General features: G+C 41.7%; 17 protein-coding genes, 4 tRNA genes and 1 pseudogene. 12 read left to right on the top strand and 10 right to left on the bottom strand.

What is annotated here, in order from left to right:
• Window positions 1-74: 74 nt before the first annotated feature.
• Window positions 75-1,616, bottom strand: coding sequence for a 30S ribosomal protein S12 methylthiotransferase RimO (gene rimO / locus G561_RS0105795; RefSeq protein ID WP_028858700.1), 1,542 nt, complete (start codon window positions 1,614-1,616; stop codon window positions 75-77).
• Window positions 1,617-2,118: 502 nt separating this feature from the next.
• Between rimO and G561_RS14065 the strand changes: the two genes are divergently transcribed.
• The 4 genes from G561_RS14065 to G561_RS0105775 all read left to right on the top strand — a co-directional run bounded on the left by G561_RS14065 (window position 2,119) and on the right by G561_RS0105775 (window position 5,829).
• Window positions 2,119-3,372, top strand: coding sequence for a two-component system sensor histidine kinase NtrB (locus G561_RS14065; RefSeq protein ID WP_037031804.1), 1,254 nt, complete (start codon window positions 2,119-2,121; stop codon window positions 3,370-3,372).
• Window positions 3,373-3,457: 85 nt separating this feature from the next.
• Window positions 3,458-5,215, top strand: a complete 1,758-nt coding sequence (locus G561_RS0105785; RefSeq protein WP_028858699.1) for a sigma-54-dependent Fis family transcriptional regulator — start codon at window positions 3,458-3,460, stop codon at window positions 5,213-5,215.
• Window positions 5,216-5,461: 246 nt separating this feature from the next.
• Window positions 5,462-5,546, top strand: a tRNA-Leu gene (locus G561_RS0105780).
• Window positions 5,547-5,744: 198 nt separating this feature from the next.
• A tRNA-Leu gene (locus tag G561_RS0105775) sits at window positions 5,745-5,829 on the top strand.
• 166 nt (window positions 5,830-5,995) lie between these two features.
• On the opposite strand, the gene G561_RS0105770 is transcribed toward G561_RS0105775, so the two are convergent.
• Complete coding sequence (locus G561_RS0105770; protein ID WP_028858698.1) at window positions 5,996-6,976, bottom strand: serine/threonine-protein kinase; 981 nt, start codon at window positions 6,974-6,976, stop codon at window positions 5,996-5,998.
• A 175-nt stretch (window positions 6,977-7,151) separates the two neighbouring features.
• On the opposite strand from G561_RS0105770, the gene G561_RS0105765 reads away from it, so the two are divergent.
• Window positions 7,152-8,039 (top strand): ATP-binding protein, encoded by an 888-nt coding sequence (locus G561_RS0105765; protein WP_028858697.1) that lies wholly within the window; start codon window positions 7,152-7,154, stop codon window positions 8,037-8,039.
• On the opposite strand, the gene G561_RS0105760 is transcribed toward G561_RS0105765, so the two are convergent.
• The 4 genes from G561_RS0105760 to G561_RS0105745 all read right to left on the bottom strand — a co-directional run bounded on the left by G561_RS0105760 (window position 8,036) and on the right by G561_RS0105745 (window position 12,475).
• Window positions 8,036-9,103, bottom strand: coding sequence for a ribonuclease Z (locus tag G561_RS0105760; RefSeq protein WP_028858696.1), 1,068 nt, complete (start codon window positions 9,101-9,103; stop codon window positions 8,036-8,038). The two genes, G561_RS0105765 and G561_RS0105760, sit on opposite strands and share 4 nt — an antisense overlap.
• A 2-nt stretch (window positions 9,104-9,105) precedes the next feature.
• The gene (locus tag G561_RS14060) at window positions 9,106-9,594 is read right to left on the bottom strand and encodes a MaoC family dehydratase (RefSeq protein ID WP_037031802.1); all 489 of its coding nucleotides are present in this window, start codon (window positions 9,592-9,594) and stop codon (window positions 9,106-9,108) included.
• Between the two features lie 199 nt (window positions 9,595-9,793).
• The gene (locus G561_RS0105750) at window positions 9,794-11,083 is read right to left on the bottom strand and encodes an adenylosuccinate synthase (protein ID WP_028858695.1); all 1,290 of its coding nucleotides are present in this window, start codon (window positions 11,081-11,083) and stop codon (window positions 9,794-9,796) included.
• Window positions 11,084-11,179: 96 nt separating this feature from the next.
• Window positions 11,180-12,475, bottom strand: coding sequence for an ATP phosphoribosyltransferase regulatory subunit (locus G561_RS0105745; RefSeq protein ID WP_227674061.1), 1,296 nt, complete (start codon window positions 12,473-12,475; stop codon window positions 11,180-11,182).
• 950 nt (window positions 12,476-13,425) lie between these two features.
• Here G561_RS0105745 and G561_RS0105735 point away from each other — a divergent pair.
• Window positions 13,426-13,812 carry a DUF2237 family protein gene (locus G561_RS0105735; RefSeq protein WP_028858692.1) on the top strand — a complete coding sequence of 129 codons (387 nt, stop codon included), beginning with the start codon at window positions 13,426-13,428 and terminating at the stop codon, window positions 13,810-13,812.
• A 100-nt stretch (window positions 13,813-13,912) separates the two neighbouring features.
• Window positions 13,913-15,016, top strand: a complete 1,104-nt coding sequence (gene corA / locus G561_RS0105730; protein WP_028858691.1) for a magnesium/cobalt transporter CorA — start codon at window positions 13,913-13,915, stop codon at window positions 15,014-15,016.
• A gap of 71 nt (window positions 15,017-15,087) precedes the next feature.
• Here corA and G561_RS14055 read toward each other — a convergent pair whose 3' ends face one another.
• Together G561_RS14055 and folD are read right to left on the bottom strand one after the other, a co-directional pair.
• Window positions 15,088-15,648 carry a phosphate-starvation-inducible protein PsiE gene (locus G561_RS14055; RefSeq protein ID WP_081794384.1) on the bottom strand — a complete coding sequence of 187 codons (561 nt, stop codon included), beginning with the start codon at window positions 15,646-15,648 and terminating at the stop codon, window positions 15,088-15,090.
• A gap of 114 nt (window positions 15,649-15,762) precedes the next feature.
• Window positions 15,763-16,623, bottom strand: a complete 861-nt coding sequence (gene folD / locus G561_RS0105720) for a bifunctional methylenetetrahydrofolate dehydrogenase/methenyltetrahydrofolate cyclohydrolase FolD (protein WP_028858690.1) — start codon at window positions 16,621-16,623, stop codon at window positions 15,763-15,765.
• A gap of 1,039 nt (window positions 16,624-17,662) precedes the next feature.
• On the opposite strand from folD, the gene G561_RS0105715 reads away from it, so the two are divergent.
• The 4 genes from G561_RS0105715 to G561_RS0105700 all read left to right on the top strand — a co-directional run bounded on the left by G561_RS0105715 (window position 17,663) and on the right by G561_RS0105700 (window position 20,073).
• A complete protein-coding gene (locus tag G561_RS0105715) occupies window positions 17,663-19,321 on the top strand; it encodes a sodium:solute symporter family protein (RefSeq protein ID WP_201586269.1) in 1,659 nt (552 codons plus the stop codon).
• A gap of 119 nt (window positions 19,322-19,440) precedes the next feature.
• A complete protein-coding gene (locus tag G561_RS15540) occupies window positions 19,441-19,572 on the top strand; it encodes a putative transporter small subunit (RefSeq protein ID WP_208854607.1) in 132 nt (43 codons plus the stop codon).
• Between the two features lie 216 nt (window positions 19,573-19,788).
• Window positions 19,789-19,862: transfer RNA gene (locus G561_RS0105705), tRNA-Cys, on the top strand.
• A gap of 124 nt (window positions 19,863-19,986) precedes the next feature.
• Window positions 19,987-20,073: transfer RNA gene (locus tag G561_RS0105700), tRNA-Leu, on the top strand.
• A 982-nt stretch (window positions 20,074-21,055) separates the two neighbouring features.
• Here the strand turns inward: G561_RS0105700 and G561_RS0105685 are convergent.
• The gene (locus G561_RS0105685) at window positions 21,056-22,321 is read right to left on the bottom strand and encodes a YeeE/YedE family protein (RefSeq protein WP_228707613.1); all 1,266 of its coding nucleotides are present in this window, start codon (window positions 22,319-22,321) and stop codon (window positions 21,056-21,058) included.
• A 326-nt stretch (window positions 22,322-22,647) separates the two neighbouring features.
• On the bottom strand, window positions 22,648-23,055 hold the full coding sequence (locus tag G561_RS14050) for a hypothetical protein (RefSeq protein ID WP_174901058.1): 408 nt from the start codon (window positions 23,053-23,055) through the stop codon (window positions 22,648-22,650).
• Window positions 23,056-23,193: 138 nt separating this feature from the next.
• Between G561_RS14050 and G561_RS0105675 the strand changes: the two are divergent.
• Window positions 23,194-23,383 (top strand): annotated as a pseudogene (locus G561_RS0105675) (IS3 family transposase); the annotation flags it as partial.

Genomic DNA, 23,383 nt, shown 5'->3' with positions numbered 1-23,383 from the left:
CTTATAGTTCTATTTTGATACTAAGGCCGTCCTTTGCTCTCAAAACCATTATCCCTCAACAAATCTTCTAGCCGTTAGCCATTATAAGAGGCAAATAAGTCGTATTCGCTAGCTTCATCTATGGTTACAGTAATCATATCCCCTACTTTTAAGGCGACCTGACCGTTTTGTACAATATCATCGACGTACACGTGGCCATCAATCTCTGGCGCATCCGCGTAACTGCGACAAATAGCGATAAAGTCTTCGTTATCAATCTCATCGACCAATACCGTCATGGTTTTACCAACTTTATCTTGTAGCTTTTGCTCAGAGATCTGTTGCTGCACCGCCATAAATCGCTCGTAGCGCTGCTGCTTTACTTCCTCAGGTACTGGGTTTGGTAAATCGTTGGCCACAGCGCCTTCAATTTCTGAATAGGTAAAGCAGCCCACACGGTCAAGCTTCGCTTGCTTCAACCAGTCCAGAAGATATTCAAAATCCTCTTCGGTTTCGCCTGGGAAGCCTACCACAAAGGTTGAGCGAATCACGATATCAGGGTTAATCTCGCGCCATTTTTGGATACGTGCCAACGTGTTTTCACTGTGTGCAGGACGCTTCATCGCTTTTAACACGCTAGGGCTGGCATGTTGTAGCGGGATATCTAGATAAGGCAATAACCCGCCGCGATCGCCTGGCTTCGCCATAAGCTCAACCACTTTATCGACATGCGGATAAGGATATACATAATGCAGACGTACCCAGATGCCCACTTTGGCGAGCGCCTCACACAGATCAAAAAACTTTGATTTCAGCGGCATACCGTTCCAGAACGTGGTTTTATACTTTAAATCTAGACCGTAAGCCGAGGTATCCTGAGAAATAACCAACAACTCCTTCACCCCAGCTTTTTTTAGGGCCATGGCTTCATTCATCACCTCGTCAATAGGACGAGAAACCAAGTCACCGCGTAAGCTTGGGATAATGCAGAAGGTACAACGGTGGTTACAACCTTCTGATATTTTTAGGTAAGCATAATGACTTGGGGTCAGCTTTACGCCTGCCAAATCAATTAAATCAATTTTGGGATCATAAGCTTTTTTATCTTTAATTGCTTGCGGCATTGGTGCATGCTTTGACACTGCGGTAATGACTTCATCATAAGCATGAGCCCCTGTTACTGCGAGCACAGCGGGATGCATATCACGGATTTTTTCAGCATCTTTACCCAGACACCCAGTCACAATAACTTTGCCGTTTTGGCTTATTGCTTCACCGATAGCATCTAAAGACTCTTGTACCGCTGACTCAATAAAGCCGCAAGTATTCACCACCACCAAATCTGCTCCCTCATAATCTGAGGCCACACGATAACCATCGCGGGTTAATTCAGTAATGATACGCTCACTGTCTACTAGCGCTTTAGGACATCCTAACGAGACGAAGCCCACTTTTGGGGCAACGGAAGAAGCTGTAGCTGTATGCTGCTGACTGGCTTGCTGTCCACTTTGTTCGACACTGCGATTTTGATTGTGGTTGGCTTTATGGTGATAAGCACCTTGAGAGGTTGTGTCCGAGGTTGCTGAAGCACCTGGCACGTAAATAGAAACGGAGTCCGCTGAATTTTTGCTTGGCATAGACAAATACTTTTAAGAATAGTGAAAATTGAAAGAGGATAGATTGAATGATTTGCGAGGCAGTGGGTAAACACTAAAATTTGATGTGCATTGTACGAATTTTAGCAGCGCTATACTAGCACCAATGCGTTATTCATATGTTTTTCATCTCATTATTAAGCCAAATAAAAACCTAATACCGCCCTTCCCTGCCTCAAGCATGTGCTTTTATATAGCTTATCCTAACTTTTATAGTGCTTATTTTGTTATTCAGCACCAATAAATCGTAAAAAAATACATTTCCTCGCTTTTTATGCACTAAAATATACCAAGTACCTTAGTTTATGCACTTATTTAGGTCATATTTTAGATCATATTGTTGAATAAATATTTTCTGCAACTTTGTGAGCTAGACAATTTACCCTAAAAGTAAAACTGCATTCCCTTATTTAGCGCCTTTTCTAGCTTGGTACTATTCTTGCAGCTTTATACTTGCCGTCCTGACTCTGGAAAAAGATCTCATATGAAGCAGTTACAAGCCGTCTCCTTATTACAAAACCTATATACCGGCGTCATTTGGGTGACGGAGGATTTGACCATCCAATGGGTTAACAGCCAAACTGAGCAGCTGCTTTCAGTAAGTAAGTCACGTTTGGAGGGGCTTAGCATTTTAGACTTATTAATGCCTACTATGAGTCAAACCAAAGTCGTTGCTCCTGACAGCCATACGCCGCATAGCTCAAATCCGTCTGCAGAGTCTGAAACGCAGCTTTCAGAGAACAAATCTTGTTTGCAAGCCTCAAGAGACAAGCTAGAAATACAGTTTCATAACGCTAAAGAGTATCTGCAACCTTTTATCGAATACAGTCGCCATATCAGAGGCATCACCCAGCCATTGTATGTGCATTACAGTGTGACTCCGATGATTCAGCAAGGCAAGTTCTACTACCTAGTTGAGATATGGCAAGGAGATCGCCAGAGCCGATTAGACAAGGAACAGCGACTACAAGAGCAGCATGATGTCTCCAGAGAAATGCTTCGCTCTGTAGCCCATGAAGTAAAAAACCCACTAGCAGGTATCCGAGGCGCAGCACAGCTTTTAATTAAGCAAACTCAACACTCTCCTGACCACACTTATGACAATGAAAACACCGTCTTAGTGGATGCCAAAAAACTGACCACCTATGCCAGTATCGTTATCAGTGAAACGGACCGCTTAACTAAGCTTATCGAACAGCTGCTCGGCTCAAACCAACTGCCAGAGTGGCAAGAGGTCAACATACATGAGCCTTTGGAGCATATCTTACTGCTGATTCAATCTCAGTACCCACAGGTAACTATCAAAAGAGATTATGATTTGTCGCTGCCGGAGATTACTGCTGATAAAAACCAACTTATTCAGGTGTTTTTAAACTTGGCAAATAATGCTTGTGAAGCATTGTTGGAACAAGATACTGCCTTACTGGCTGCAGATTACCAACCTGAATTAACTGTGGTTACTCGTATTGAGCATCAATATACCATCGGTGCTCAGCATCACCGCCAAGTCATTCGGGTCAGTATCCAAGATAATGGTGCCGGTATTGCTGATGACTTAATCGAACGCATCTTTTTTCCGTTAGTAACCGGTAGAGCTAATGGTACTGGATTGGGACTGGCCTTAGTCCAAGAGATAATACACCGTCATGAAGGGACCATTGAGGTCAGCTCTCAGCCTGGAGACACCCAGTTTAATGTCTATCTGCCCTTACAAATAAGCAATCTTCAATCCCATTAATAGTCGTGATATAAAACCAAAACATCCTCATACATATAAACAGCTTCTATAACTGGACCACATTCATAAAAATGGAACACATAGCATGATAATTAAACACAGCCTGTGGCTAATCGATGATGATCCTGCACTAAGATTAATCTTAGAAGATACTTTTAATGATGCTGGACTTGAAGTACAAGCTTTTAGTAATGCTAAAGGCGCTTGGGCCAAGCTAAATGACATACTAAATAACCATCAAAATCAAGCCAATTTGCCCGATGTGATCTTAACTGACATTCGCATGCCGTTGATGGATGGGCTGTCTTTTAGCCAATGGATGAACAAGAACTTTCCAGGGTTACCCGTTATCATTATGACCGCTCACTCTGACCTAAAGTCGGCAGTGGACAGCTATGATACGGGCGCATTTGAATATTTACCCAAGCCTTTTGACTTGGATCACGCCGTCACAATTGTCAAAAAAGCCATCAATACCAATCCCAAAGCCTCAACACACAAATCAGAGAACAAGCCTGTTGCTGTCTCTGTACCCGCAGCTGATGAGTCGGCAATCCCTGAGCCACCGACTTCTGATTCTGCTTCCACCAAAGCTCCAAAAACCACTGCCACAAGACCTTCCAAACCTGAAGGGGTGCAATCCAGTCCTATTATTGGTCAATCCCCTGCAATGCAGACTGTGTTTCGAGCCATAGGACGACTCGCCTCCTCGCCAATTACGGTATTGATTACGGGTGAGTCTGGTACCGGTAAAGAGCTTGTGGCGGGTGCTTTACACCAAAACTCTCCACGCCAAAAAAAACCTTTTATTGCCTTAAACATGGCTGCCATTCCTCATGAGTTAATAGAGTCTGAGCTTTTTGGTCATGAAAAAGGGGCATTTACTGGGGCTACTACTCAGCGTCAGGGTCGCTTTGAGCAGGCCAATGGCGGCACCTTATTCTTAGATGAAATCGGTGATATGCCCTTTAGCACCCAAACCCGTCTGCTGCGAGTGCTGGCCAATGGTGAGTTTTTCCGGGTGGGTGGCCAAAAGCCCATTAAAGTAGATGTGCGCATTATTGCCGCTACCCATCAAAATCTAGAGCAGTTGGTCAAGGAAGGTAAATTCCGTGAAGATTTATTTTATCGACTCAATGTAATTCGCCTACCTTTGCCCCCACTACGTGCCCGTGCTGATGATATTCCTGAGCTGATAGAATTCTTTATGAGTAAAGCAGCTACCGAGATGAATACCGATAAGAAGCAACTATCGCCAGAAGCTTTACACATCATGCAAGCCTTTGATTGGCCAGGCAACGTGCGTCAGTTAGAAAACGCCTGCCGCTGGATCACAGTAATGGCAACAGGTGAAATATTGGGTATTGAGGATTTACCTCCTGATCTTACTGAATTTGCTCAAAGATATCTCACAGATCAGCAGCAGTTATCAGCTCAACAATTACCGTCTCATGACGCTGACAATAACCCCTTAATACTGCCCGCGGTAAATCAAAATACCACACCGGCCAGTGAGCCTCTAGCCTCAAACTCGGATGTCTCTAGCAGCCTATCAGCAGCTAATTTAGCTACTGGTAATTTAACTGCTGGAGCACACACTCATAATCGCCCTTTGGACTGGAAAAGTCAGCTGCAAACTTGGGCCACTACTGCATTAAACCAAGGTGAAACAGAGATTTTACAACTGGCTACCCCCGAATTTGAAAAAGTATTGATCACAGTGGCTCTAGAACACACCAAGGGCCGGAAAGGAGAAGCTGCTGACTTGCTAGGTTGGGGGCGTAATACTTTAACGCGTAAGATAAAATTACTAGGTATTACCGAAAGCAGTCGTTCCTCTTAATCTGCTTTGACGTGCTCAAAGTACTTTTACGACTTAGATACTTAATGGCTTAACGACTATCAATCAACATTGCATGACCGCTGGTAAGGGATTTTTTAAGTCAAAATCGCTTCAATTCGACTAATATTGATAAAAAAAGAGAAAAATTTAAAAAAAGGGCTTGCCAATTGATTTAAAATCTATATAATACCCAACCACTGAGAAGCACTAGCCCAGTACACATCGATTGAATGTGTAGATTAGAATGGGGATGTGGCGGAATTGGTAGACGCACCAGATTTAGGTTCTGGCGCCGAGAGGTGTGAGAGTTCGAGTCTCTCCATCCCCACCATTTTATGCGGTTAGTTACTCTCAACCAAATATTAAAACCCACTAATTTGTGGGTTTTTTATTGTCTAGATTTCAATTTTTAGTATTTAGACCTTAATGTCTAAAAAAAGCACTTGCGTAGTTAATTAATTACTATATAATAGTCAACCACTGAGAAGCACTAGCCCAGTACACATCAATTGAATGTGTAAATCAAAATGGGGATGTGGCGGAATTGGTAGACGCACCAGATTTAGGTTCTGGCGCCGAGAGGTGTGAGAGTTCGAGTCTCTCCATCCCCACCATTTTATGCGGTTAGTTACTCTCAACCAAATTCTATTAAATAAAAACCCGCTTATGGCGGGTTTTTTATTGCTTGTATGGTTTTTATTATTTGTAAAATTATCTTCCTATCTCTTTTTTTATTATCTTTCTTTACCGCCTACCTAACTATTATTTAGGCCCATCCGTTTAATCAATCACTTGTAGCAACTTAATAACTTGTTGCATGGTTTCAAATCTATTTTCCGTTCGTTTTGCCAATAGTTTATCTATGACAGGTTGTAGCCAAGACCACTGCTCGGGTAATAAAGGTATCGGCTGTTGGCAGTGCAATCTTGCCCATTGCGAAGAAAGCATTTGTTTATCTGCCTCCTTATTATGTAACTGATAAGGCTTCTCCCCTACCAATAATTCAAACAAGGTTACTCCAAAAGCATATAAATCACTTTGCACTGTTACCGGCTCCCCCTGCCAGCATTCTGGTGCTAAATAAGCGGGTGTACCCTGAACTTTAGAGTTTGTCTTGATTTCATTTACGTCAATATCTTTAAACTGCGGCTGTGCACAAGCCCAATCATTTAAATACACCTGTGATGAGGTCAAAAGAAAGTTACTGGGCTTAATATCTCCATGTACCCAGCCTATTTGGTGTATCTGCTGCACACACTCAGCCAAGGCAAGTGCTAACTGTAGCTTTTGTGGCTTAGACAATATATTGACACGCAGGTAGTGCTTGAGACTGCCTAGATAAAGATAAGGCATTACCAAGCCAGTTAGCTGCCACTGCTCATCCTGTATATCAATGATGCTCGTTGTTATAAACTGATATTGTATTAATTCTGGATACGATGCTTGGCATTGACGCCGACCCTGTTGTTGAAGCTGCTTTATATTGGCGATTTCAGCATCTAAGCTTGTGTTATAGCTTGTAGCTGTTGGCTGCAACTGCCACTTAATGATATATTCAATATTCTCATGCTCTGCCCTAGTAATGCCCTGATAACTAGCTTTATTCAGCTCATTTACCTCATAGCTCAAACGCAGTGCTTTACATGAAGTATAACCTTGCTGGACAAGCTGAGAGTCAACCCGCTGCGTTATCATTTTGTGCTTAACGTCTTGCCTAGTATCTTGCCTAGCACTTTGCGTTGTATGTTGCTGATTAGACATAGTTGTCACATTTAAGGGTGATTAGTTAAAGACAGATTAGTAGTCAGTATTGAATAAAGAGTTAAGTTAAGAGTCATAAAGCAGGCTATGGCTTGCATTCACTGGGCTTTACTGGCACTATTTTTGACTCTATTGTTTCTTATTTATAATCATAACCTGATGGGGCTGAGTCAGCATGGCAAATTCTGTAAATACGCTTACCTTAGATGATCATTTAGCTCACTTATTGGCTGAGTTCCTAAAACAAAACATCACCCCTCCTCTTAAAATCGACCCTAGTCAACTCGCCTATCGCTGGGTTGGTGGCATCAAAGGCAGGCTCGAGCCTATTAAGGTTAGCTCCGCTTTGGCGCTTGACGACCTGATAGGTATAGATACTCAAAAACAAAAAATAGTCCAAAATACCAAGCAGTTTTTGGCCGGTTATCCTGCCAACCATGTGTTAATGACAGGCACTCGAGGGGCGGGGAAATCCTCTATCATCCGAGCATTATTGAACGAATTTAAAGACCAAGGTCTACGCATGATTGAGGTATCGCGTGATGATCTGCAAATGCTTGATAAGATTCGAGACGCTATTAATGAGTTGCCAGAAGACACCAGTTGTCGCTATATCGTCTATTGCGATGACTTGGCTTTTAATGGTCAAGATGAGAACTACCGCACCCTAAAAAGTGTACTAGATGGAGCACTGGACTCAGAGCAAGATAAGCTTCTGGTCTATGCCACCAGTAACCGTCGTCATTTATTGCCTCAGCTAATGAAAGACAACGTTAACATCTACGATGGTCAGACCGATGAGGTCAACCCTTACGAGACCATTGATGAAACGGTGTCATTATCGGACCGTTTTGGACTTTGGCTGTCGTTCTATCCAATGAACCAAGAGACTTATCTCAATATCGTTGCCCATTATCTGCAAGCTGAAGGTATTGAGTGGAGTGATAAGATACGTCACGAAGCCCTGCTTTGGTCCTCAAGCCGTGGTGGCCGCTCAGGCCGTGTGGCATATCAGTTTGCCAGACACTGGGTGGGTCAGCAGTTATTAAACCAAGATAGCTAGTTTGGTAACTGCCGCACAGCTTTATGACTCACCTCAAAGCGCATAAAGTCTCGAGCCAGCCACAAATTCCCATCATAATACTGCTCCACCTCTAAGCGGATATCAGCCATGTTCGGTGTCTTCGATTCAGGGTCATCATAAGGCTGATAACGAGCGCTAAAGTGAGTCAGTATTAAGTTATTTAATTTGGCCGACTGCGCAAAGCTCGCAATCCGCATGGCAGGGGTATGCATTGGATCAAAGGCATCTTCACGTGTCATTATTTTATCCAATACCGCTTGAGTATAAGTGGCTTCATGCACCAATAAATCTACATCTTTAGCCGCTTCATTAAGCAGCTGTGGATTATCGTTATCACCCGCCACAATCACCTTTAGTACCTGAGCCACTCGCTGTGTATAACTCAATGATTTCAGTTGACTGCCATCGGGCAAAGTCACATCTTCCCCGGCTTGCAGCCTACCCCACGCAGCAGTAGGCTCAATACCCTCCGCTTTAAGCTTTTCAGTATCCAGCTTTATGGTCTGCACAGTTTGGGTAATTTTAAAAGCGTACGATTCTACCCGATGCGATAACTTAATAATCTCAATATCCAGCTGATGCGTGGTCGATAATTTTACCGACACAGTACTTGACTGTGACTCCTGTCTGGACTCCAATAAGCTTTCAATGCTGATAAATTCAATCTCAAAGGGAAAATACAGCTCAGTGGTTGCCTTAACTGCCTCTATAAACTGCTTAATAGCCTGAGGCGCAATAATGGTTAATGAGTCCTTACGCCCTGACATGGCCATACTAGCGAGAAGCCCTGGCAAACCATAACAATGATCCCCATGCACATGGGTAATACAAATCACCGCTAGCTGATGGCTGCTAATTTTGGTCTGTAGTAACTGATGCTGAGTCGCCTCTCCACAATCAACCAAAACCCAAGGCTTATTTTTCTTACCAGCGGGGTTGCCCGCAGAACCAAAAGGATTTAGGCACTCAATAGCCAGCGCTGTGACATTACGCTTCTTAGTCGGTACGCCAGCTGATGTGCCCAAAAAGGTAAGGTGTAACATGGTTATTTTTGATTGCCTAATAAACGCTCATTATTTAGTGGTGGTATCCCAGAAGAACGACTCAACGTTAGCATGTTGCAGATAAACAACTGTACCACTTCATTGTACTGATTCAAGGTTTTGACTTCCACCGTCACTATACCGCGGTCCGACTTAGACTTTGACTCTTTAATCTCAATGACCTCAGCTTCAATACGTAGCGTATCATCAGGATAGGTAGGTGTAGGCCATTTAATCTGGGCACTTGCGCCTATTAATCCGCTTGCCATCGGGATAGACTCTACCATTAAGCGCATGGTAATACCGGCGGTTTGCCAACCACTCGCTACCAATTGACCGAAAAAAGTATCTTTGGCTCTTGTCTCATCCATATGATAAGGCTGTGGATCATAACTTGCCGCAAACTCTTTTATTTCTTCTATACTTATTGTTTCAGTACGGCTTGTCCATCTGTCACCGACCTTGATATCTTCTAAATATAATTGCTGCATCTCTAACCTATAATTGTATTATTTATTCTAAAAGCTATATTTTCTATGACTTGTTTCTTATTTAAGTCTTATCAGTCTATGGTCACTGCAAAATGTCTTATTAATTTCCATTCAATATAACAAAGAACCCTACGTTACTTTCATAACATAGGGCTCTTAACAGTCTATCTGTTTCGATTATCGAGTAATCTTCGATAAATTACGCATCATACGGATCGCGTAATACGATAGTCTCATCACGATCAGGACCGGTAGAGATGATATCTACTGGGCAATCGATTAATTGCTCGATACGCTTGATGTAAGCTTTGGCTTCCTCTGGTAAGTCTTCGTATTTAGTGATACCAACCGTTGAACCTTTCCAGCCTGGTAGGGTTTCATACTTAGGCGTTACAGTTTCGTAGAACTCGCCGTCATGGGCAGCCGCAACCTCAGATTCAGGAATGTCATAGCCAACACCAATACGGATTTCATCTAAGCCATCTAATACGTCAAGCTTAGTTAAGCAGATACCTGACAGTGAGTTTAATACCACCGCACGGCGAAGTGCTTCGGCATCAAACCAACCACAGCGACGCGCACGACCGGTAGTTGCGCCAAACTCATGACCTACTTTGGCTAGGTGAGCACCCACATCGTCAAACAGTTCCGTTGGGAATGGACCGCTACCCACACGTGTGGTATACGCTTTAGTGATACCTAATACATAGTCTAGGTATAAAGGACCAATACCGGTACCTGTTGATACACCACCGGCAGTAACGCTTGAGCTGGTAACAAATGGATAAGTACCATGATCGATATCAAGTAAAGTACCTTGAGCCCCTTCAAACATTAAGTTTTTGCCAGCAAGACGTAATTGGTTTAGCTCTTCAGTTACATCACATACCAGGTCTTTTAGCTCATCGCGCCACTGTTGGCATAAAGCATAAGTTTCGTCAAAGTCAATTGCGTCAACTTTGTAGTATTGAGTTAGTTGGAAGTTATGGTATTCAATTAAGTTACGTAGTTTTTCTTCTAAATCATTACGGAATAAGTCTGCAAGCTTGATAGCACGGCGAGCAACTTTATCCTCATAAGCTGGACCAATACCACGACCGGTAGTACCGATTTTACCAGTGCCACGTTTTGCTTCACGCGCTTGGTCTAAAGCGATGTGGTAAGGAAGAATTAATGGACAGTTTGGTGAGATTCTTAAACGCTCACGAACTGGCACATTATTGCTCTCAAGCTCTTTCATCTCTTTTAGTAAGGCTTCTGGTGATAACACCACACCGTTACCGATGAAGCAAGTCACGTCATCGCGTAAGATACCTGATGGAATTAAGTGTAGAACTGTTTTTTTGCCATCTACTACCAATGTGTGACCCGCATTGTGACCGCCTTGGAAGCGTGCTACTGCAGAAGCTTTTTCGGTTAGCAAGTCAACAATCTTGCCTTTACCTTCATCACCCCATTGGCTACCAAGTACTACAACATTCTTTCCCATAACAAATCCTTAACCACTCGTATTGAACTGTAAAAATTAAATTGCGTCATTGTGGCGCAGTTATTTTGAGACAAAAAACCAGTCTTCAACCAAAGTTTAAACTGCTCTTAAGACCCACTCACCATCTTCTAAAATTAATTTGTGTGTCACATTATTAGGAACATCATCATCACTTAAAGGACGTACCACTCGATGACCTAAATCACGTAACTCTGAAATCTTATTGACTAAATCTTTTTCAAGCTTAGTATTGTCATCATTACGCACGCCTTGCATATCTGCAAAACTTACCAATACCAGCTTCGACTCATTTAGAGTAATAAAACGCTGTAAACGGGTAACCTCTAAGCTAAACCCAGTGGCGCTACGTGAGGGCAACTCTTGGGCAATAGCCGTTGGGGCATTACTTGCTGCGTCAAAGCTCTCCCCATTAAAGCGGCCGCCACGAACCACCGCTTGTGACTCATTTTCAAAGTAAGCATTAAAGACAATACCTGTGTGGTAGTGATACCCCAATTCGGTGATATCAACACTAACATTACTTTGATAAGTGTCTTTGATATGACGAACCATAGTCTGAACTTCGCCCACTGCTTTGATAATAGCAGCGTCCTTGGTGGCCGTATCTGATAAGGCTTCTTTTAAGGCAGTCATGTCATGACCATAAACAGCTAAATGATAAAAATCACTGCCCATCGGTAGCTCTTCACAGACCTGCTTCAGCTCAGGTAAAGCCTTATTGGCATATAAATTCATCAATACCGAGGCGTCATTATCTGATAATCCTGCCAGCTCTTTTAGGCGAGCAAAAATAGCCACGTGACCGATATCTATGTGTAAGTGTTTCTTTAGATCTAGATTGTCGATTAGGCAGTAAAGCACATCAATCAATTCGATATCTGCGTCAAAACTGTCGCTACCGAATATCTCCGCACCCAACTGCAAGGGCGTACGTGAGCCAAACAGACCATCTGGTAGAGTACGAATAACATGACCAGCATAACAATAACGGGCAATTTTATTGGCCTTACCCATTTTATTTAGGTGCGCATCGATACGTAGGATTTGCGGGGTAATATCAGCACGTACCCCCATAAGACGACCTGACAACTGATCAATAATTTTAAAAGTTTGACGTTTTAGGTCTTCTGAAGCGTTGCCTAATAATGATTCGGTAAATTCAATCATTGGTGGGCAAATAAGCTCATAACCCCGACTTACTAACAGTCGGGTTAACCTATAACGTAGCCACTCTTGCTTTTGTGCCTCTTCAGAAAATAAGTCACTCACCCCATCTGGTAACAGCCAGATGTTATCAACATCTGCTACTGGGGCTAGTTTATCTGAAGACTGGCTTTTATTTTTACTGGAGGTTATAGAACTATCAGACACAAGTAATCCTTGTTTGGAGGCGATACTCATTACTCAAGCCGGTTCGCCATCACCAAATCGTTAGTTAAAGTGTAGTATTAGTAATCGATATTTTAAGAATATATAGTTTTGAAAAATTAACCTTGTACAAGCAAAGCCATGAATAACAGTGGCTTTGGCACTCTGTACATTTTGGCTGAGCACACCATTAAACGGCGTACACCGTTTTGCTGTGAATTATTAAATTCTTTTAAGCCCTGTTTTGTATGTCATCTTTTAGATTTCGTACAAAAGCTATAACAACTTGCCTGATAAGGCCAAAGGCATCTTAATTGCCGATATATTGACAGTAAGATTCAAGGCTTTAACGCCATTTTAACACGACTTTATCCGGTCATGGTTAAATTCGACACTCAATAAGCCAATTAATTTGTGACTTTAAGTCTAGCATAGCTAACCGCTTTCGCCTAGAGAAACCCATGATAAAACTCGAAACTCATTTCATTAATTACAGCTTGGCCCACTACTTAGCCTTTTATTAACCTCTTGCAGCTAAAAAATATTGCTCTAGAACTTTTTAAATTAAAAAGCCATTCAGCTTCCAACTGAAGTTAACACTCTACACCAAGAATTTATTAACAAACAATGAGTTTCAGCTTGCTTATTATAGCTATCGACCCGACTATCTCCGCCATGAATATGTTACTATTTGGTTTAATTTTATCGCTTAACCAAGGTTTAGATACTATCGGTTTAGATACTATCTATTTAAATACTATCTATTTAAATATTATCGGTTTAAATATTATTCTACTTAAATACTACCCTACCCTGCTCGGTTACGCTAATCTCAATATAAGGTATAGGTGGGCACAGTGTGCTGTTGCCTTATCGGACTTGATATTTTGTCAGCCAGACCGAGTTATAGAGCCAACTGATCTTAAAATCTTATCTTAAAGAGATACCTAACTATGTCTAGCCATCATCCTGACCCTAAATTAAACCAAAGAAATGTTCTGGGCACTGCTTTGGCCAGCTGTTGTTTTGACCCCATCACTGGATATTATCGTAACGGATTTTGCCATACCGGTCCGCACGACATTGGACAACATACCGTCTGTGCCAAAATGACCAGCGAATTTTTAAGCTTCTCTGCCAAGACTGGCAATGACTTAATCACTCCGGTTCCTGAGTTTGGCTTTCCAGGATTGAAGCCAGGCGACTATTGGTGCATCTGCGCCCTACGCTGGTTAGACGCCCTAGACCATGATATGGCTCCAAGGATTAAGCTTGAAGCCTGTCACGAAAGCCTACTAGAGTTGGTCGATATAGAAACTCTAAATAAATACGCTTTATAATAAAGGCGTCTTTAGAATGCAGTGCTGTCAGTAAACATTATAGCCATTCGCCCTTAACACCTTAGCACCTCCTCATTTACCAAAGTCATGAGAGTTAACTATGCCCGATATAAGAATAAAAGAAGAGCAACAAGCTCTGTCCTTTATGTCGCCCACTATGCCGGTCTATGATCCTGATGCAGAGCGAGTAGAGGATTTTGAACGATCGGGGATTAACGAGATTGTTAACTGCTGCGTTTACTCTCGTAAAACAGGTGAGTTTGTTGAAAAAATAGACTTAGACGAGGTGAGCAGAACTCTAACTAATAAAGGGGAGTTTATCTGGCTTGGACTGTATGATCCTAGCATTGAGACCATCGAGGCGGTACAAAAAGCTTTTGATATTCACGAGCTGGCTTTAGAGGACGCTTTTAATGAGAGTCAACGCGCTAAAATCGAGTCCTATGGTAACGACTCTTTATTCGTAGTGGTCCGTACGGCTTATTTGGCCCAAAATAATATTCACTATGGTACTACCTCAATGTTTATGGGCAATAATTATATTATTACCATTCGCACTGGAGCCTCCAACTCTTATGCCCCAGTTCGGGCTTACTGCCATCGACGCCCAGAAAAAATGTCTATGGGCCCAGTCTTTGTACTACACGCAGTATTAGACTACGTGGTCGACAGCTATTTGCCTATCATCGACAGCCTAGGTGAGTATTTAAAAGAGCAAGAGCGTAATATTTTTTCTTATAAATTCAGTAAGGAGATTCTACAGAGTTTATATATCTTAAAATCACAGCTGGTGCACATGCGAGCGGTAATGATGCCGGTGCAAGACATTTGCAACTTCTTTATCAATCACAAAAAAAACGAGCTGGTCTCTACTTTTCCCAGCATAGCTAAACCTTATTTTCGCGATGTAAATGACCATCTTTTACGCGCTATTGATGCGGTTAATGGCTTAAATGAGATGCTCAGTGTGGCGATGGATACCTATATGGCGATGGTCAATATGGGACAGAACGAGGTGGTACGAAAATTGGCTGCTTGGGCCGGTATCTTGGCGGTACCGACAGCAGTGGCGGGAATATATGGCATGAACTTCGACTTTATGCCAGAGCTACATTATGAATATTCTTACTTTGTGGTGTTAGCCGTGATTTTAACCACTTGTGTGGTGTTATATCGTCAATTCCGTAAGTCAGGCTGGTTATAGACACTGCCAATGGCGTGTGCTTGGCCCAACTACTATTAATTGATATTTATTGATATTAATTTTGATTGCGACTACTTTTCGCTAGGGTCAGTTTTAATACTAGTTATGTGGCTATTATTATCCTGATTAATGTCAGTACTGTTTTTTTTAGCACTATGTTCCTGCAAGCTGTGCTGCTGAGAGCTGTCCTCGCGTAATAAATTATCTTCTGGACGACCAAACTTGCTTGCCGTCCACGTTAATATAAAGATAGCGATACTGAGAATAAAGATAGAAAAAGTGGTGGTTATTAATAACCATAAGTGAAAATCTTCGGAAACCGCTTGCACATCTACTACCAAGTGTCGTGACAAGGCAGTAATAGCAATATAAATCAAAAACTGTACCGGCAGTCTATGGGTTTTAAAATAAATCCCTATCATGGCCAACAGCTCAAGATAAATAAACAACATAAGGATGTCTTTAAGCTCCGCTTTGCCAGCTTGGACAATACTAATAAACTCAGCACCCCCTGCCCAAATTACCACCAGTCCTATCACTAACAATGCTAAATAATGACTGATATCAATCATAAGCATCCCAAATGCCTGTGCCTTTGCTTGCCAGCTATTATTTGGGTGATGAGAACTCATTAGCAATACTCCGTTAACTTAGATAGTCTGGGGACTGGGGAGGCAGGATATTTGCATACCTGCCTCCTTAAATTAATTTACGACAATTTTAAGGTGTGATTACTTTTTAATATCTTAACGAGCTGCTTTTTCAGCGGCTTCTACCGTCTGACGAATCAAAGTATTAATCGTCATTGGTCCTACCCCGCCCGGTACTGGGGTATAAGCCGCTGCAATTGACTCGATACCTTTTAGTTCGATGTCGCCCACTCCGCCGTCATCAGTGGGATGGAAGCCGGCATCAACAACGATAGCGCCTGGCTTAATCCAGTCTTTTTTGATCAGCTCTGGTACACCTACCGCCCCAACAATGATGTCTGCACGGCCAACGTGCTCAGCAAGGTTTTGAGTGCGTGAGTGACAAGTGGTCACTGTGCAGTTAGCGTTCAATAGCATTTGTGCCATTGGTTTACCCAAAATGGCACTGCGGCCCACCACTACTGCATGCTTACCTGCAAATTCAATGCCATTGTGCTCAAGCAAGTACATGATACCTTGCGGTGTACATGAGCCATAAGCAGGCTCACCCATGCTCATACGACCGAAGCCTAATGAGGTCACACCGTCCACATCCTTTGCTAAATCAATAGCGTCAAAGCAAGCACGCTCATCAATTTGCTCTGGTACTGGATGCTGTAACAAGATGCCGTGAACATCTGGGTTATTATTTAGCTCATCAATTTTTGCCAACAGCTCTTCTGTGGTGGTGCTAGCTGGCATCTCAACTTTGATAGATTCCATACCGACACGCTTACAAGCATTGCCTTTCATGCGCACGTAAGTGGCAGAAGCAGGGTCATCGCCGACTAAGATAGTCGCTAAAATAGGCGTGCGGCCTGTTTTCTCAATAAGGGCAGCCACGCGTTGGCTTAAATCGGTTTCAATTTGTTTTGCTAACGCTCTACCATCAAGGCGTGTTGCAGTGGCTTCAGTCATATCTGGCTCCATCTTTTCTCACTGTGAGGGATTACTAATTTTTAAGCGATTTCGCTTAGGGATTTCTTTATTGGCAATATTGTAACCTATGGCGACTATATATTCCGAGTCACTTTTGTTGTGCGCTATGACTTATCTGTCATTTAGCCCGTATTTTTTGGGTCTTTATACAAATTCTAGCTCATCTTATGGTTTATCTATAAAACCAGTTCACCCATAAAATTTTATCAATAGTTACCTTTGTTATGATTTCTTTTGAGAATATTTGAAATTGATCAGCGATTACGTTACTCTATGTTTCGCAATTATTGCTGTCTATTTTTTGAACAAAGCTTCTAAACAAAGCGTGAAAAAGTAGCTGTACAGCAATTGGTTAGAGTCATAGAGGGCTTAACGCAACACCTCAGTATTAACTCTAACCCCTATACATCTCGTTGAGATGAATTGGCTCGATTAACCAATCAAATGCCGCCTCAAATCAACGGCGATGTTGTCAAAAAGGTACGAACACACTGCACCATCTTGGCTCAGTGCGCTGCTCGGTGTCAGTTTATTTTATGGCTAGACAAATAAACTATAAAAACCTGCAGTACGTTCGATACGTATCCAATGTTTTTATCTTTTGACATTTGATTTTGTTCGCCCGCTCACAAGCGACTTCACAACCAACAACAATCAAAACAGAAGTTAAATTAGCATTTGCTGACTATTTAGACGATAAGTTATTAAGACGACAAGTTTTAACGTCAGCTCATCAAGTGTTTTAGAGAAAGAGTGTTATTCAGCCTAGCGGCGTATTTTTTTACGATGCTTTTTGCCGCTTAAATTTTGTCAAAGCTGTCCTTTGACAAATGGATTTGCTCACCCTTTAGAACGACAACTAAGCAGGATTTGAAGTTGGTTATGAATGACTAATATGTTTTGCATATTTTTATGAGAACAAAACAACTAAGGATGGTTCAGATAGTTACTGTTAAATAATAAGACTGTCATCCTTTCCCCTAATTTGTTTAAGGAGAATGGTTTGCAAACTCAAGAACTGTTTCAGTTTTCAGCCTGGGCAATCATTATTATGATGCTGGTTTTTTATGGGGGTACCTACTTACTCTCATTACTTATTAAGAAGGACAAAGAAAGCACCTCAGGTTTTATGGTCGCCGGACACGGAGTCGGCTTTGGTATGGGTGCTGCCAGTATGACCGCCACCTGGATTTGGGCTGCCTCCTTTTATGCAGCGGCGACATCAGGCTATAAATATGGCCTATCAGGCCCTATCCATTATGGATTCTGGGGCGCATTGATGATTTTATTTATTTATCCTTTTGGCATGCGCTTTCGCCAGTTAGCACCAAACGGTCACACCTTGGGTGAATTAATTAACGCACGGCATGGATCCTCAAGCCAATTAATCTTAGCAGTCTCAAACCTCATGGGTAGTTTAATTAGCTTGATGGTCAACTTCACCGCCGCTGGTGCTCTGGTTTCGGTACTTTCACCCCTATCGTTCCAAACAGGGGTGATTATTGCAGCTGTTGGCGTCTTAAGCTATACCTTAACTTCAGGTTTCCGCGCTTCAGTATTTACCGACTTTGCACAATTGGTGGCACTAATGGCCATCGGTGTGGTCATTATTCCTGCCGTACTATTTGCTATGGGTGGTCCACAAGCCATGGTTGATGGCCTACCAAACTTGACCCCGCAGCAACAGGACTTCTTCTCATCAGAAGCCTTTTTGCAACAAGGCGCCCCCTACTTCGTAGCGGTATTGGCCTATGCTATTGGTAACCAAACCATTACCCAGCGTTTATTCGCCATTGATAAGACCAAAATTAAAGCTACTTTCGTTACCGCTACCGTAGGTTACGCCGGTATCGTGATTGGTCTTGGTATGATTGGTTTAATGGCATTAACTGTAGGTATCCAGCCTCTTGATGGAGATATGAATAATATTATCCCGCAGATGGTAAGCACCTACCTACACCCAGTGTTTATTGCTCTATTCTTTATCTTAGTAATTGGCTCTCTGTCCTCAACGGCAGACTCGGACTTATCAGCCCTATCCACCATTATGATGGCGGATGTCTATGGTAAAAATATTGCCAAAGACAACCCAGATCCAAAAAAGATGTTGATTGTTGGCCGTGCCACCATGATTATTGCTACGGCACTTGGTCTAATCTTCGCAAGCTTAAAGCTTGATATTTTAGTAATGCTGGTCTTTGTTGGTGCCTTATGGGGTGCGGTGGTATTCCCAGTTATCGCTAGTGTTTTCTGGGATCGTGTCACTAATCTAGCTTTCACCGCTTCGGTAATCGTCGCACTGATCTTCTTCTGTATCGCCCGTTTTGAGCTGCTGCCTATCGAGGGTGGTATCGCCCTGATGTTTGAAGTCTTTGCTAGTGTCGGTGCTGCCGTTGTGATTGGCTTAATGGTATTTGGATTCTTCGGCCGTAAGCTGGGCCTGACCGCAGCCTTAATCACCTTAGTGCTAATGCTAGTCTATGCAACCGGCTTCTTACGTGATTATGAAGTAATACTATCGTCATTAACTGCTTACGGTGTCAGTACTATTGTTTGTATAGCATTAAGCCTAATAAGCAATGAGCGCTTTGACTTTGAGCTAATCAAAGAGCGTGTGGGTAGTTATGATAAACCGCAAGGCAAGGCGAATAGTGCTCAAGCACAACCAAAAGCCTAATTAGGTGCTTAACGCTAACTAAGCGCAGCTTTAAATACGTCCACTGTTGTGCTTAGATAGTAGTTAAGCCTTATCATCATTAATAATAAATAAATGGATCAAACAATAAGGAGTATATTATGAGTGCATTTGCTTATGGCTTGTATATTTTAATTTGGCCGGCAATCACCTTAGCTGTATTGATACTCATCTGTACGGCAACTTATCGCGATGTAAAAAAAGCGAAAGCTGCGAACAAAAGTATTGTATAACTGCTCAATAGCAATTGTTCATTAGCGATAATGACTTGATTTTAAGTCAATATAAAAGCATATTTGGTAATGTCTCAAAGCGTACTAAATATGCTTTTTTAGTGGAGAGAGGCCTCTAAATCACTAAAAAGTATCGGAAAATGCGAATATTTTCAAAATACTCTCAAGTGACCCTTGTATTTTAATTTTTTTTTGGTATTATAGGTCACCTCAAATGGCTGGGTGGCAGAGTGGTTATGCAGCGGATTGCAAATCCGTGGACGCCGGTTCGATTCCGACCTCAGCCTCCAATTTTGTTTCTAAAACTTTTAATAAGTTAAAGAAAAAAAGTGTTGACGAATATTAATTTTATGATAATATACGCGCACTAAATAAGTTGCTAGCAACACTAAGCAGCTTAATTAAAAAAGTTTTGCCCGGGTGGTGAAATTGGTAGACACAAGGGATTTAAAATCCCTCGCTAGCAATAGCGTGCCGGTTCAAGTCCGGCTCCGGGTACCATATATTAAAAGGCTTCCAAGCAATTGGGAGCCTTTTTCTTTTGTGCGCGTTTTATGAGATTTAATAATAATACCCCTATAGTACCCCTTACGACATAACTCGAAGTATTTATGTAGCTAAATAATACTGGCTACAAAATAATACTAGAAATACTATACCAACTCGCTATTTTAGATCCTAGCGAGATATCAGTTGATGCAATCAAAGCCAACCTAAAACAGCAGGCTTCTAACAAGTACCAGCACCAAAAAATAACCCAAAACCATATTAAACGTATCTCCCCATCTAATAAACCAAGGCCTATCATCACCATCTTCTGTCGTATCTTTCTTCCAGTCTTTGAGAAAATACATAATAAGTTTATATGAGGCATAAGCCCATAACAGCACACTTATAATGCTATTAAACGTAAACCCAAAGTAAATAAAAATTATTGAATGTATTAATAACAAGCTTATAAATAATTTCAACTAATCATCACTCCCCAAAAAAACCTATATACAAAAAGAACAGATAAAAGAATATTGCAAAGATTACTCCAACAATCCTGCTCGCTTGTGAGTCAGATGCCTTTACTGTCGACAAATATACTTGAAACTCACGCCCATAAAAATAATTCTTTATTGCATTTGATACAAATGTCAGAACAACGGCAAATAGGAGAAAGAAATACCAATCAAACTCAAACCCATCTTTAAAAGACGTAGATATAATGGCACTCATTAGAATATTGAACCCAATACTTATTATAGTCACAATACCTTCATATTTTCGATTTAGCATAGTTAAAATCTCATTTGGTAGTCTTAAACCCTTTCCTACCTCTTACATCAAAACTGGAAGCTTTTTTATTAACTCCATTATATTCTTTGAATAATTACTCTCAATTTTAATTTAAGTTATTAGACATAAAAAAAGAGCTGAAATTTCAGCTCTTTTTTAGTTGTGGATCGTTATATTTACCGGTTAACTCTAAAGGTGATTAACAAAAGGTATCGGTTGGCTTAGGCACAGACAACCCAAATAGTGGACGTAAGTATAATGCTAAGAAAGTACCTGCTAATGCTAGCACGCCCCAAATATAACCATGTAAACTAAAAGAGGCGATACCCCCAAAGTAAGCCCCAATATTACAACCAAATGCCAAGCGTGCGCCGTAACCCATTAATAGGCCGCCAATCACAGAAGCAGCAAAGTTGCCAGGTGTAATCTTAGTAAACTTAAACAGACCACCTGCTGCCGAAGCAATAAAAGCACCCAAAATAATACCCAAGTTTAATACCGTGGTTGAATCAGCAAAAATCGATGCTTGCAAGGCTGCGGCATTCTCTCCCTGCCAGTAGCCCCAACTTGCGACATCAATACCTAAGCCACTAGCGACTTTAGAGCCCCACAGTGCAAATGCCGAGGTGATTCCCCAAGGTTGACCACGTGTCATCAATGTTATGGCATTAAGTACAGCTAAGATAATAGCTGCAGCAAATAATGGCCAAGCACCACGGAAAATGCGTTTCCAGCCTGTTTCAGTGGGTAGTGGTGCCATTTTGGGTGCGTTTCTTTTCTTTTCGATTATCAGGCTAATCCAAGCAATAATTCCAAATATGATTAATGACAGTGCCCATGCTCCGCCATAACCAAGGCCTGTAGAGGTTGCTAAAGAGTAAGATCCCATTGAAGGCATCTCTTCTGTCCAAAACGGTAAGTGGTAGGCACCGATAGTCGCACCAATAATAAAGAATATTAGAGTAATAAGCATTACCGAACGGCCACCACCGACAGCGTAAAGCGTTCCAGAAGCACAACCTCCGCCAAGCTGCATACCGATACCAAACATAAAAGAGCCAACCACAAGGCTAACGCCAATTGGTGCTACATATCCAGCTACGGGTCCACCAAAAAAACTAATACCATAAGCCAAAATTGGGGCAAATAAGGTTACCGCAACCGCAAGCATCAGCATATGCGCGCGTATGGCCTGGCCATTACCGACAGAAGCTAAACGTCTGAATGCTGAAGTAAATCCAAAGCGGGCATGAAATAAGGTATAACCAAATAGTAGACCAATGATAAGCAGCATTGGCTGGGCCACAGGTTGCGTTACTAGCAAATACACTAGTAATACCAAACCAACGATACTAGCTCCTGCTATTAAACCTTTCTGCGGCGGATCTAAGGACAAATTATTTGTGGATTTAGTATAATTTGAAGGGGGTCTCTCAGTCATCGACTGAGTGTTTGTCATAGTCATAATATCGTCCTAATGAAATCTATCAAGCCGGAATAATCCGCTTGGTAGCTTATTATAATTAATGGGGTGTATTTACTGTGTTGTTAGGGCTATCAACACACATTGAGTTAGGTAGGCCGCCTATTATCTCAACACTTGTGACTTACTGCCACCTACGTTAAAAATAAGTAAGCTATAAGTACTAATTGAGAAGCGAAATTCACAGAAGCTCAGCAAGCTAGGTTCAATAAAAAAAGCTCAAGAAAACCTAAAAGGTCGTCTTGAGCTTAAGTTTAGTAATAACTATTTAAGGGAGCTAAGTTTAAGGGAGCTAAGTATACGGCTTATTATTCACCTTGTAGTAAGTCAATCATGCCTTGATATTTGTCTTTTTTGGCTTCAATCTTGCTACGCTCTTCTTCAGCGTTTTCTACAGGCTCTTCTGATTCTTCAACTTTTTTATCAAAAGCGTTTAACTCTGTTTCTGCCGCATTTAAAAGCTTAGTAAGCATAATTTCCAAAGCTTTTTCAGAAACATCATGAGTCATACTGGAAGCTTCAGAAGCAAAGTCTTCTTTTAGCTTAGCTGCCCATTGATAAAGATTAGCAATCGATGCACTAAACTTGTCTTCTTTTTCAGACTCTTCAGAGCTGTCTTCTTCAGACGCCTTATCTTTTATGTCAGAATCATCAGAATCTTTTTTTTCTTCATTTGAAGTTTCTTCTGAATCAGTTTTTTTGTCTTTATCTGCCATTAGTTCATCTTTTAGCTTGGTCGCCCATTGATAAATATTGGCAATCGCAGCGGTGTACTTTATAATACTCCCGGAAAACTAGACCAAAAAATTGTAGCAAATAAGATAGAATAACCTTTAGAAAAAGAGGTCTATCTAATGACGAAAGTACGTAAGCGTCACAATGCTGAATTTAAAAGCAAAGTCGCCGTTGAAGCCATCAAAGAACACAAGACCCTCAACGAGTTAACCGCAGAATATGGGGTTCATGCAACCCAAATCAGCAACTGGAAAAAGCAGGCTTTGGCAGTTATCCCTACGGCATTCAATACCAAACAGCAAGCCAACG

Source organism: Psychrobacter phenylpyruvicus DSM 7000 = NBRC 102152, assembly GCF_000685805.1.
Taxonomy (GTDB): Bacteria; Pseudomonadota; Gammaproteobacteria; order Pseudomonadales; family Moraxellaceae; genus Psychrobacter; species Psychrobacter phenylpyruvicus.
This window is presented reverse-complemented; position numbering and strand designations above follow the sequence as displayed.